General features: G+C 44.8%; 10 protein-coding genes. All 10 read left to right on the top strand.

All coding sequences use genetic code 11. The annotated features are described in order from the left end of the window. Window positions 1–65 precede the first annotated feature (65 nt). The 10 genes from OQJ86_RS17435 to tssG all read left to right on the top strand — a co-directional run bounded on the left by OQJ86_RS17435 (window position 66) and on the right by tssG (window position 12,358). Window positions 66–1,385 carry a hypothetical protein gene (locus tag OQJ86_RS17435; RefSeq protein WP_265988711.1) on the top strand — a complete coding sequence of 440 codons (1,320 nt, stop codon included), beginning with the start codon at window positions 66–68 and terminating at the stop codon, window positions 1,383–1,385. Beyond that, entirely contained in the window at window positions 1,366–2,358 is a 993-nt protein-coding gene (locus OQJ86_RS17430) for a DUF2169 family type VI secretion system accessory protein (protein ID WP_265988709.1), read from the top strand. Before OQJ86_RS17435 ends, OQJ86_RS17430 begins: the two co-directional genes overlap by 20 nt. Beyond that, the gene (locus OQJ86_RS17425; protein ID WP_265988707.1) at window positions 2,351–3,295 is read left to right on the top strand and encodes a hypothetical protein; all 945 of its coding nucleotides are present in this window, start codon (window positions 2,351–2,353) and stop codon (window positions 3,293–3,295) included. The genes OQJ86_RS17430 and OQJ86_RS17425 overlap by 8 nt, the downstream gene beginning before the upstream one ends. A 233-nt stretch (window positions 3,296–3,528) precedes the next feature. Beyond that, window positions 3,529–5,535 (top strand): serine/threonine protein kinase, encoded by a 2,007-nt coding sequence (locus OQJ86_RS17420; RefSeq protein WP_265988705.1) that lies wholly within the window; start codon window positions 3,529–3,531, stop codon window positions 5,533–5,535. 2 nt (window positions 5,536–5,537) lie between these two features. Then, complete coding sequence (gene tssA / locus OQJ86_RS17415; protein WP_061036009.1) at window positions 5,538–7,115, top strand: type VI secretion system protein TssA; 1,578 nt, start codon at window positions 5,538–5,540, stop codon at window positions 7,113–7,115. Window positions 7,116–7,141: 26 nt separating this feature from the next. Then, on the top strand, window positions 7,142–7,648 hold the full coding sequence (gene tssB / locus OQJ86_RS17410; RefSeq protein WP_038867828.1) for a type VI secretion system contractile sheath small subunit: 507 nt from the start codon (window positions 7,142–7,144) through the stop codon (window positions 7,646–7,648). An 8-nt stretch (window positions 7,649–7,656) separates the two neighbouring features. Then, window positions 7,657–9,132, top strand: a complete 1,476-nt coding sequence (gene tssC / locus OQJ86_RS17405; RefSeq protein ID WP_038878565.1) for a type VI secretion system contractile sheath large subunit — start codon at window positions 7,657–7,659, stop codon at window positions 9,130–9,132. 61 nt (window positions 9,133–9,193) lie between these two features. Then, a complete protein-coding gene (tssE, locus tag OQJ86_RS17400) occupies window positions 9,194–9,604 on the top strand; it encodes a type VI secretion system baseplate subunit TssE (protein ID WP_038867824.1) in 411 nt (136 codons plus the stop codon). A 10-nt stretch (window positions 9,605–9,614) separates the two neighbouring features. After that, window positions 9,615–11,363, top strand: a complete 1,749-nt coding sequence (gene tssF / locus OQJ86_RS17395) for a type VI secretion system baseplate subunit TssF (RefSeq protein WP_042601595.1) — start codon at window positions 9,615–9,617, stop codon at window positions 11,361–11,363. Next, complete coding sequence (gene tssG / locus OQJ86_RS17390; protein WP_039978263.1) at window positions 11,360–12,358, top strand: type VI secretion system baseplate subunit TssG; 999 nt, start codon at window positions 11,360–11,362, stop codon at window positions 12,356–12,358. The genes tssF and tssG overlap by 4 nt, the downstream gene beginning before the upstream one ends. Window positions 12,359–12,396: the final 38 nt, after the last annotated feature.

The raw sequence follows: 12,396 nt of genomic DNA, 5'->3' as shown, positions 1-12,396 counted from the left end.
TAGCTACTTACTTTGAGTTTAACTAATTGCAATCGCGTTATCGCAGGCTAATAACGGATAAGTAGATGCGACAAAGAATCGGTGTTGAACACCTAAATGCACCCATAACTAACCAGCTCGTTGAAAGCGCTTTAGCAAAAGCAGAGAAGGCGACCAACGAGCTTTCCCAATTACCGGCATCTTGGCTGGGTTTCTGTAATGAAAAGTTATCGATAGCATCCGAGAGTCTCGGTTTTTTACTCAAACAACGTGTCCAAATCCACAAGCGTGGTTACCCAAGCCGAGAGATTGAGTATCTCAAATTGATAGAACGTCAGATTGAAGAGATCAAACAGGTTTATCTCTCGTTCTATCGACTTACCCCAGGGCTGTTCCATCAACTAAAAAACCAAGAACCAGAAATTTATGTTTGGCTCGCGTTACAGAATGAACTTGGTTCAGATATTGATAATCTATTAGTTGGCTTATCGGTACTTGAAGAGTTAGATAGCAACACTGCGATGGTGTTTGTGACTCAATCGCCCGTTGAACACCTCGACAGTGTGATGTCAGAACTGATTGAAGGTAACTCGAAAACAAGCGCGTTTTATTTTGAATGCTTACGTGTAAGGCAAGCATTAAGCGTTGCTCTGATCAAGCGCTGGCATAAAGCGGAAATCATTCGTTCCAATGTCGCATTACCCCTGTTGGCATTACAAGATGTAGAAGAGGGTATTGAGTGGATTAATGAGCATGCGAATGGTGAGCAGTATCTGTTCGAACGCTTGATCACCAAACGTGACAGAAGCACTTGGTTCCGCCAGTGTTTTGGTATTGACCCGAGTGGATTGCCTTCGGCACAAGTGCTGACTTTTGCCAAACTTTTGGAGCTGAAAGAGTTTGAAGCGTTCGATATCTCTTCTTCGTTAGCTCCCGTTGATTTTGCTCTGAGTGGCGATTGGAAGTTAGTGCCAGAAATCATCGAGCACTTGGAAACTCTGGAAGAAGATGAAGGCGAGGTTTGGATTCAAGCCCTGTATGTCGTCTACGGAAAGCTCCTTCCTCTTACTCCTCAAGAAATAGGTGTTGAGAATGAGTGGGAAGAGATTGTCGATTTACTCAATGAGTGGCTTGAAGACGACAAGTACGTTCAAAACTTACCAAGTCGTTTGGGGTATTCACTGAGTTTCGAATCTACTTTGGCAGCAATGCAAGATGCCAATATAGACGTGATGTTCCGTGATTGGCTATGGCGACAACTCTGTATTCAGTCTAGGGCTTATGTGCCTTGGGATATGGCGATGCCGATTCACCAACAAGATTGGAACTTCAACAACTTAAAAGCAGCACCTTCTGCGAGCGAACGATTCAATTTAAGGAATAGCAATGCAGTTATGGGATATTGAAGCGCACCCCGAGCTATCGCTTAAAGGGCGCTTTCAGCGTGATGAAAACGGCGATGAAGTGTGGGTTGTTGTCGCGAAGCGTACTTGGCAGTTTGATGGTGCAGTATGGCATGAGTTGGGCGAAAGCGAGATTTTTGATGATCCTCAATATTTGGGAGAAGAAGGCTTCTCGGCAATGAAAATGGACCACGAATTCGCCTATACCAAAACTAATACTGACGTGCTGGTCTACGGAAAGGCGCGCAGCTATGCGAAGAAACCGGTGACTTACCAAGAGTGCCGCGTGTTGATTGATGGCCATATCGACAAGACACTTGCTATTCACGGTGAACGTGTATGGGTAGAGCATGGTGGCAGTATTACGCTCAGCAAACCGATTCCTTTTATCGAAAAAGACATCGACTATACCTGTGCCATTGGCGGTGACTTACGGAACCGTATTGGTGGCGGTATTGCCGATTCCAGTAACGAATTAGTTGAGCAAAAGGTGCCTTCGGTGTTTTATCCAAAAGAAGATTGGAGTGCGACAGGGAAAAAACTGCGTGTGGCCGGTTTTGGGCCGATACCTCCGTTCTTTGAATCTCGTCAAAAGTTGACGGGTACGTTTGATGACAATTGGATTGAAAACCGCAAACCAATGTTACCGGTCGACTTCGATAGACGCTTTTTCCAAAGCGCACCTGTTGACCAACAATGTAAAGGTTTCCTTCACGGTGGTGAACGTTTGATGATGAGTGGTTTTTGTCATGACGACACGATTTCATTTCGTATCCCTAAAGAAAAATACCGTGCGATTGCTATGTTCAAACAAGATACTTATCAAGCCGATATGTCGATGTATACCCTATTTGTCGATGCTGAAAAGAAAACGATTTCAATCAGTTATACCTCCGCATTTCCTTGTCAGGGGAAAGAACACCTGTTGGTATCAACGTCCATCACGAAACTGGCAGAGGTAAGTGAGCATGCATAATTCGACAGGCCGCTATGTCTTAGGAATGGAAGTGATGACGCCGATGGGCATGAACCTCGATATCTCAAGCAGTGTCGCTCATGCTGATTTAGCCAGATTTGAACAAATCGTTGGAGAAGACGGGATTGAGCGCTTTACCTACGCGAAAATCGAATACACCAAAGACACTGAGTTGTTTGAAAAAACGTGTGAGATAACGAGTTATCTACTCGATTCTTTATTGATGCAGTTACCGCGTTCTTTGAAACCGATTCCATTATTGATCGCCGTGCCAAGCTCTGTATCTCTAGTAAAGGTGCAGGAATGGCTTGGTGAAAGTGACTATTCTGACTTTCTTTCTGTGGTCCAAGCAGTGCATGCAAGCGGGCCTAGCTTTGTGCTACAAGCCATGAAATCACTCGATAAATACGACGCCATGATGTGTGTGAGTGTCGATTCGTTAGTAAGCTCTCTTGACTCGTTAATAAATGAAGCAATGGTTATGAGCACCAATAATCCATGGGGCGTTATTCCAAGTGAAGGTGGTGCGGGGTTGATTCTGTGTCGAAGAAATACAGTAGAAACATTAAAACTCAACCCCCAAGCGCAATTAGGCTATATCGATACGGAATTAAATACGTCAGATAGAAGAGGGATGTTTCGGCTGGTTCAACGTTCAAGTAAAAAACTGGCATCCTTTGGTGAGGTTTTTTCGGATATGTCAAACTTACGTGCTCACACTGAAGATTATGGTTTCGCTTTGGGTGCAAAGGCGGAACGTTTTATTTATCCAGAACAACCTCAACTTATCAATGAGTTATGGGGAACGATGGGAAGCTCATCTTCGCTTGCTTTGGTCGCTTATGCTGTTAAAAACCACCACTTTAACCAACCTACATCATTGCTGATGTTTGACTTTAATGGTGATAAAGGGCTACTCCAATTATTAGTCTGTTAATTGGATCACACACTTATAAATAGTGAAATAGGCAAAGTTTTTATGATCGGTATTTAAGATGTCAAAACAAGGGAACTAATGTAGTTAAAGCGTAAGTCAAAGCGACTTATAAATTAGTAATTATAACTAAAATAATAGGCTTACTGTTCGTTTTAAATACCAGCCTTGAAACAAGGTTGTTTCAGCCAATATTATTTCGCTCTAATAATATTTGTTCGATGAAAGAGTGCAGAGTGTCTGATAAGCAGGGAGCAGCCAAAGGATATATTGATCAATTGGTTGTTAAAGCCATTGAGAAAAAGAAACAGAACGAGCAAAGATTGGCGCAAAAAAATAAGCCAAAGCTTGAGTACGTTCTTTTTTCGCAATTTGATGTACTAGACACGCTGCCTTCAAAAAATGGTAGAACTACGGTTTACCATCTCGCCAAGAAAGGCCAGCCAGAAAAACAAATCTGCTGCAAAGTCGTCAATGAAGAGGCGCCAGAAGTTGCCAGCAAAATGTTGGTTAATGAAGCCAGTCGACTAGAGATTTCCCAGCATCCAAGTGTTGCTGAGTTTATTAAAGTCGGCAACGAGTTCGAACGTCCGTATTTGATGTATGAGTGGATTCAAGGCGAATCTCTCGCAGAAAAAATGGAACGTCACTCGACTAAGGGCTTTCGTCACGATCACATTGCTTGGCTCGTGTATCAACTGGCTGGCGCGCTTGAGTTTATGCACACCAGAGGCATCTGCCATCTCGATATCAAACCATCAAATGTACTAGTCAGTGAGGGCGATTACGTCAAGCTGATTGATTTTGGTGCGGCTCGTTATATTGGTGAGACTGAGACACATGCCGAAGCCAGTCTGAGTTACGCCTCGCCGCTTTATCTAGAGACAGGCACAACCGAGCCACAAGACGATGTGTATTCTCTAGCTTTACTAACCGGACATCTATTTATCGGTGCTATTTTTGGTGATGCTTGGCATAAACAGTTAAAAGATCGTAAGCGACCTGCACTCATTCCCAACCACATTTGGAAGCTGCTGAAGCAAGTCATCAATAATCCGAGAGGGCATGGCTATACAGCCATCTCATTTGCCCAACAGCTCGCACGTATTGATACGCAGTCGATTGATTCACAATCAAACGCGCCAATTTTTAGTAGCTTACGCAATGCAGATTTATTGCTGACGCATTGCAAACCGCAAGATAAGTCTGGCTATGGACGTTTCAAAATTTTAGAGGCGAGTTTGGTGCTCAGCGTGATTGCGATTACTGGCAGCTACTTGTACCAACAAAACCAGCCAGAATGGAAAACCATTGTTAAGTCTGAGCCATCGATTTCACAGACTGAAACACCGTTGGTTAGTACGATCAAGCCAGCACAGACGGCCTCTTTCTTAGCGCAGCCACCCTGGGATATTGAATTCGCTCTTAATGATATGGAAAAGAATGTGGTGACTACTGCGCCATATCGTGAAGCTTTCCAAGTGCAACAGATGAAACTGTCGAAGTTGTACAAGAAGAACCAAAGCCAGTTGACCGCTTATCAAGACTTAGCGGATGACTTACCAAAAACCTTAGTCGATATTCGCAAAGAGTTGGTTACGTTGCGCGAGAAGCTTGTCGATGATGGAGCGCTGTTTCCTTATGCTGATAAAACCCTGACCAAAGTGATGGCAGGTTTGAACGTTGCTGCGGTTGATTCAATGAAACTGTCTGCCGTTGCGGGCAGCAAAGATGAGCAAATCGCTAATTTGATTTTATCGGGTGAAGCGAAGCAAGCAGATGATGAAATGAAAGCGGCTTGGTTACTCAATCAGTCAGAAGCTTATTTCTACAGCCAGGTACTGCCGAAACGAGTCTTAGAAAGCATTAATGAATCCATTGAGCAACATGCGAAGGACCATTACTACACCAAAGCGATTGACGAAGCGAAAGCCGCAAAAGCTTACTTTGGTAATACGCCAGAACTCAGTAAAAAAGTGAAAGATCTGATTGTCGCAAGAAGTGAATTCATCTTGTTTAGCACAGTGACAGAACAGTCCATTTTTGATCAGCAAAAACTGCATGACTCACTGGCGGATCTAGAGCGTAACGCACCCAAAAAATTCGGTGAGATTACCGAGCTACTTAACAGTATGGCATCAGATTCCATCGACAAAAGTCATCAACTGTCTAAACCAGCACGTGGTGCGATCGCTGTGGAAAGAGCCATTAAAGATTATCTTTTATCTGAAGGGCGAGGTTAGTGATGTCAGTGATTGATATTGAACGCTTGCTTACGCCAATTTCAGACGCAAATCCAGTCGGTGAAGACGCGCGTTACGAGTTTTGCTACGAAATGATGGAAGCCGAAGTGAAGAAGTTTGGCTCTTTGTTTGGGGAAACTGTGGAATGGGGTGTCGTCAAAACGCATGCTACCGAGGTTCTTGAACATCACAGCAAAGACCTTAAGGCGATTTGTTATCTCATTCGTGCACTTACAGAAGAGTCAGACTTGCAAGGTTTTGAACAGGGCTTGCAGCTGCTTAATGGGGCGTTAACGAAGTTTGGTGCGAATCTTTACCCAACCAGAAAGCGAGGTAGAGATGGCGCCGTTGAGTGGTTAAACCATCAGTTTAAGCTGGTAAGTGGTAAGTTAGCGGAAAGTACACAACCTTGGGAGCTTGTCTCTCGTTGTATCAGTACGATTGAAGACGTACAGCGCCAGTTTGATGATGTTTTCCAAGATTCAGAGGCGGATTTCTTTGAGATTCGTACCCAGCTGAATATCTTATCGCAACAAGCTGGAGCGGACTCTCACGAGGCGCGTACGACATCTTCAGCGGAACAAAGTGCGCCCGCTCAATCTGTGCAAGCGGAAAACGCAGAAGAAGCTCCTAGGCCAATAGCGGAGCAACCATCAAGCAGTCAAAGCGTATCGGTTGCAGCTAAACCGAAAGTGGCCAAAAAAGCCGCGGCACCGGAGGTTGATGTTGATACGGATTTCTCCTCACCAACTGCCTCTAAACGCACCTTGAAGAAGGTTGCGGAGGTCATGCTTTATTCCAACGCGAGCGATCCACTTGCCTATCGAATTTATCGTCATCTGACTTGGGATGACATTGATGACTTACCCGATCATCAAAACAACGAAACACCGCTCAGTTTAGCGGTCTCTTCCGATCAACAAGCGGAGTATCGTGACAAGGCCAACCAAGAAAGTGATATCGATACGATTAAGCGTTTAGAGCGCACATTAACCGATGCGCCTTTTTGGCTGACGGGCCACTTCTATGTCTATTCAATGCTCACCAATCTGGGCTTTGACGATGCCGCAACGGCGGTGAAGCAAGAGGTGAGACGTTTCGTTGAATCACTGGAAGGCATTGAACACCTTTCATTTAAGAATTCTATACCATTTGCGGACGAAGCAACTTTGGCTTGGTTATCGACTCAAGTTGCAGGTTCATCGGGCTCGCCAGCGGTCATTCAGACCGTGGTGATTACCGAGGACGATTCGTCGCTAATGGAGGATATCACCCTAGAAAACCTAGGGGAGCGTGCTGCAGAACTTGCTCGCAAACTCGAACTGGATAGCTCGGGACGTGGGCAATTTTTGCTGTATTTACAATTGATAACAGCTTACCAGTCTGTTGGATTATACCCGTTGTGCTTGCCGTATCTTGAGAAGGGTTGGGATGTACATCAGGAATTTAATCTTGAGAGCTGGGAACCACACTTATCTTTGCAACTAAAAGACCTAATTCGAAAAACACTCCATCCGTTATTCCGAACCAAGGATCTTTTACCTGCCAAGTATGAACAGTGGAAAGCAATTTATGACTGATTACAGAGTTAGATAAGGAACTAATTATGTCACGTGACGGCTCGGTGGCTCCTAAAGAGCGAATTAATATCCGTTATGTTCCAGCAACTGGTGATACGCAAGACGACGTTGAACTGCCGCTGAGCATGATGGTGGTTGGTGACTTTACTGCACGTGCAGATGAGACGCCAATCGAAGAACGTACGCCAATCAATATCGACAAAGACAACTTTAACGAAGTGCTAGAAGGCATGTCTCCAAACGTTAGAGTAAACGTTGAAAACCGCCTTTCTGATGAAGAAGGTGCGCAAATCGGTGTTGATCTAACGTTTGAAAACATGAAGGACTTCTCTCCTGAAGCGATCGCGAAAAGCGTACCAGAGCTAAATAGTCTGCTCGAGCTTCGCGAAGCCTTGGTTGCACTGAAAGGTCCTCTAGGTAACGTTCCTGCGTTCCGTAAGAAGATCGCATCGGTTCTTCAAGATGAAGAAGCGAGAAAGAAACTGTTGGATGAACTAAGCATTGGCAACGACCAAGAAGCGAAAGAAGAGTAAGGGATATCATGTCTGCAGAAGCACAAGCGCCAGAACAAGAAGCAGCCTTAGTTGAATCAGGGTCACTTCTGGATAGCATTCTTAACGAAACTCGTTTAAAGCCAAGTGATGAAGGTTTTGATGTTGCAAAACGCGGCGTAGAAGCATTCATCAGTGAGCTACTAAGCAGTTCGACCACAGAGAAAGTCGATCAATCTTTGGTTGACCTGATGATCTCTGAAATCGACCAAAAATTGTCAAAGCAAGTTGATGCCATTCTTCACAACGAAGAAGTGCAAGCCATCGAATCGACGTGGCGTGGTCTTAAATACCTAGTTGACCATACTGACTTCCGTGAGAACATTCAGATTGAACTGATCTCTGCGAAGAAAGATGAAGTACTAGACGATTTCGAAGACGCACCAGAAGTGGTGAAGTCTGGTCTATACAAACAGATCTACACTCGTGAATACGGTCAATTTGGTGGTAAACCTGTTGGCGCGGTAATCTGTGACTACGACCTGTCTGCATCATCTCCAGACATCAAATTGATGGAATACATGGCGAACGTGGGAGCAATGTCTCACGCACCGTTCATCACGTCTGCATCTTCTAAGTTCTTCGGCCTAGACAGCTACGAAGAGCTACCAAACCTAAAAGACCTTAAGTCTGTATTTGAAGGCCCACAATACACGAAATGGCGTGGCCTGCGTGAGCACGAAGACGCACGTTACCTAGGTCTGTGTACGTCTCGCTTCATGCTTCGTACGCCTTACTCGGTAGAAGATAACCCAATCAAAGCGTTTGATTACGACGAGCAAGTAACAGACAGCCACGACAACTACCTATGGGGTAACTCAGCGTACGCTATGGCGTCTAAGATCAGCGAATCTTTCGCTAAATACCGCTGGTGTCCAAACATCATTGGTCCTCAAAGTGGTGGTGCGGTTCAAGATCTACCGGTTTACAACTTTGAAGCGATGGGCCAAATCGAAACTAAGATCCCAACTGAGATTCTTGTTTCTGACCGTCGTGAATACGAACTGGCAGAAGAGGGCTTTATTGCGCTAACGATGCGTAAAGGTTCTGACAACGCGGCATTCTTCTCGGCGAACTCTATTCAAAAACCAAAAGTGTTTGCGAATACGCCAGAAGGTAAGCAAGCAGAGATGAACTACAAGTTGGGCACACAGTTGCCTTACATGTTCATCATCAACCGTCTAGCACACTACATCAAAGTGCTACAGCGTGAGCAAATCGGTTCTTGGAAAGAGCGTTCTGACCTAGAAATCGAATTGAACAAGTGGATTCGTCAGTACGTATCTGATCAGGAAAACCCGCCAGCAGAAGTACGTGGTCGTCGTCCACTACGTGCTGCGAAGGTTGAGGTATCAGACGTAGAAGGCGATCCAGGTTGGTACAAAGTATCAATGTCTGTACGTCCTCACTTTAAGTACATGGGCGCAAGCTTTGACTTGTCACTAGTTGGCAAGCTAGACCAATAACCCATTGCTGATAATATCAAGCAGCCAGTGAAGACTGGCTGCTTTTTTCGTAGGACCGGATATGGAAAAAGGTTATCGTCTTTTAGAGCGCATCGAGCTTGGTGAGCCCAAAAACTGCTACGAGAAAGTCGTTTCTCATCGTCATTTAATCGAATCTATTCACTCGCATTTGGCGGATTTGCTCAACACGCATTCGGGCAATGCGATGATAGATAGTGAATACGGCTTACCTGACTTTAACGACGTACTCTCCAACAATACGAACCTCGTTCGCCACATTCAAAACAACATCACTTCAACCATAGAACGCTTTGAACCGCGATTGCTGAATGTCGAGGTTCATTACCGAGAAGACCACCACAATCCTTTACAGCTTGGGTTTGGTATTCGAGGTGAGGTTTCCCATAACGGCGGTAAAGTCCCAATGTCTATTGACGTCTACATGGGAACTGACGGCCAATTTAACGTTTAGTAGGTGCCACTTGAGTAACAGTAAATACTTCCAAGATGAACTCACGTATTTGCGCGAATCGGGTAGTGAGTTTGCCAAATATCACCCCAAGTTAACGCACTTCCTCTCAGAAGGCACTTTCGATCCAGACGTTGAGCGGCTACTGGAAGGTTTTGCTTTTTTAACGGGGCGAATTCGCGAAAAGATTGATGATGAGTTGCCAGAGCTGACGCAATCTCTTATGACGTTGCTGTGGCCGCACTATATGCGTTCTATTCCTTCTCTGTGCATCAGTGAACTCAAACCTCACACTGGTAGTGTCACTGAGAAAACCGTGGTAAAACGTGGCGCAGAAATGGCGAGCGAGCAGGTAGAGGGAACGCAGTGTTTATTCCGTACATGTTATGACGTCAACCTTTACCCGATTACGCTGACCAATATTGAACAAACCAACAGCCGCACAAGCTCTTCGATTGATGTAACGTTATCAACAGAGCATGGTTTGGAACTTTCGCGCATTGGTTTAGATACGTTACGTCTTCACCTTCATGGTGAAATTCATATTACGCGCACCGTTTTTCTTTGGTTATTCCGCTATTTAGATTACGTTGAGCTGGATGTTGGTGGTGGCTACAAACATCGCCTTGGCCCTGAATATGTCGTGCCAGTTGGGCATGAAGAAGATGAAGCGCTGTTGCCTTACAGCAAAAACTCGTTTGCCGGTTATCGCTTACTGCAAGAATTCTTCTCTCTTCCAGACAAGTTCATGTTTTTTGACATCAAAGGTCTAGAATGGCTAAAAGGAATTCCACAGCGCAGTACAGTCAAGGTGAAGTTCCATTTTAAGCGTGCTTTACCTTCTGAAGTGGTTTTGAAAGATAAGCACTTAAGATTGCATTGTACGCCAGCCGTTAACTTGTTCGAGAAAGATGGTGATCCGATTCGTTTAGAACATCGACGAAATGAATACAAAGTTCGTCCTCAAAGCAACAGCCAAGAACACTACGAGGTGTATGCTATTGAACAGGTAGAAAGTTGGAGCAAGGATGAACGTCGTCGTAAACCATTAATTGAATTCGAATCGTTTGAGCACCAAATCAACCAGCGAGACAAGCGTGAGTTCTACAAATCCAAAGTCGGCGAACGAGTGAGCGGTCGTGGCCTCGAGCGTTATATCTCATTCCATACGCACAATGGCGACATTGCCGATTTGGGAACCGAAACGGTCCTGATGAAGCTGCAATGCAGCAATGCAGACTTAGCTGAGCGCCTGTCTGTTGGGGACATTACCTATGCCACCCATAAATCGCCGACGTATGCGACGTTTAAAAATATTACTAAACCAACACAGTCAGTCAGTCCGCAAGTGAACGGTGAGCTTCAATGGCAACTTATCGCTAATATGTCACTGAACTATTTGTCGTTGGCAAATATCGATGTACTTAAAGTGCTTTTGTCTACGTATGATTTCCACTCTCGTGTTGACCGACAAGCACACCGAGCGTCGATTCACCGACTCGACGGCATTATCTCCTCTGAAATGAAACCGATTGATCGTGTGTTCCGCGGCGTATCAGTAAGAGGCAATCAGTTTAAGCTCGTAACGAATTCGAAGTTCTTTGTGAACGAAGGGGATATGTTCTTAATGGCGAACGTATTGAACGAATTCATTCGACTGTATTCCAGTGTGAACTCATTTACAGAGCTGGAAGTTTTTGATGAAGCCAGCGGTGAAGTCTATAACTGGACGAGCCTAATTGGACAGCAGACGATTCTATGATTAATACACTCTCTGATAAGTCGAATGAGTTTAGCTTCTACCAAGCGGTTTTGTTGTTGGAGAAGCATTACCAACTGCAACCAGAAACTGATTTTGTCGCCGTGGGTGAAAACAAGTATTTTCATCAAGAGCGTATTGAGTTTAGTGTTTCACCAAATTTGTCATTTCCCAAGAGCGATATGGACTTTATCGCTCACATGGAAAGAAATGGACAGCAATACTCGCGCGTAGAGACGAATTTTCTCGGCTTACATGGTTCAAGTTCGCCACTGCCTGCGTCTTATACTGAAAAACTTGCAGGTCGCGACCCAGAAGACAACCCAGTTAAAGACTTTTTCGACTTCTTCCACAACCGCTACACGAGCTTGCTTTACCGCGTCTGGAAGAAATACCGGTATCACGTCCAGTACCAGAGCGGTGCAAGTGACGCGTTCTCAGGGCGTATTCTACATTTAGCTGGTTTGTCTGGTGTCATGCAAGATTGCGATGTTGCGGAGCTGGATAGGGCGAAAATTCTCTCTTACGTAAACCAACTCTCAACACGTACGCGCTCGCCTAAGCTTATCTCCGGTATTGTTGCCCACTACTTTTCTTTACCTAGTGTCCGTATCGAGGAGTGGGTTCATCGCCGAGTAGAGATTGCAGAATGCCAACGTAATAAACTAAACCGAGCAAACTGTGTGCTAGGTCATAGTTTACACTTAGGGCAAAGCATTTCGGATTTGAACGGTAAGTTTAACCTTTGTATCGATAACATTGATTTTGAGACGTTTAGAAAGTTCTCTTATGATGGCGAGTTGCACAATACACTGGTGGGACTGATGCGGTTTATTTTGCGAGATCCAATGTCTTGGGACCTTAAGCTAACGGTTAACTTAGACTCAATACCAGAAAACAATCTCGGTCAAGGTGAAGGGAACAGCCTGGGACAAACCTTTTGGCTTGGTAACCCTAGTGATAAAGACGCCAAGATTCGCGTGATTGGAAGCATATAAGAAAGCCGCTCAATTGAGCGGCTTTTTCGTTTGAGAGC

It is taken from the genome of Vibrio sp. Sgm 5, from assembly GCF_026241575.1.
In the GTDB taxonomy this organism is placed as follows: Bacteria; Pseudomonadota; Gammaproteobacteria; order Enterobacterales; family Vibrionaceae; genus Vibrio; species Vibrio jasicida.
Note: the sequence above shows the minus strand (reverse complement) of the source record. Positions and strands in the feature narration are given on the sequence as shown.

What these genes read in the sequence shown, in the direction of transcription:
- OQJ86_RS17435 (WP_265988711.1), top strand. Translation starts at nt 66, where the DNA reads ATGCGACAAAGAATCGGTGTTGAACACCTAAATGCACCCATAACTAAC.
- OQJ86_RS17430 (WP_265988709.1), top strand. Translation starts at nt 1,366, where the DNA reads ATGCAGTTATGGGATATTGAAGCGCACCCCGAGCTATCGCTTAAAGGG.
- OQJ86_RS17425 (WP_265988707.1), top strand. Translation starts at nt 2,351, where the DNA reads ATGCATAATTCGACAGGCCGCTATGTCTTAGGAATGGAAGTGATGACG.
- tssA (WP_061036009.1), top strand. Translation starts at nt 5,538, where the DNA reads ATGTCAGTGATTGATATTGAACGCTTGCTTACGCCAATTTCAGACGCA.
- tssB (WP_038867828.1), top strand. Translation starts at nt 7,142, where the DNA reads ATGTCACGTGACGGCTCGGTGGCTCCTAAAGAGCGAATTAATATCCGT.
- tssC (WP_038878565.1), top strand. Translation starts at nt 7,657, where the DNA reads ATGTCTGCAGAAGCACAAGCGCCAGAACAAGAAGCAGCCTTAGTTGAA.
- tssE (WP_038867824.1), top strand. Translation starts at nt 9,194, where the DNA reads ATGGAAAAAGGTTATCGTCTTTTAGAGCGCATCGAGCTTGGTGAGCCC.
- tssG (WP_039978263.1), top strand. Translation starts at nt 11,360, where the DNA reads ATGATTAATACACTCTCTGATAAGTCGAATGAGTTTAGCTTCTACCAA.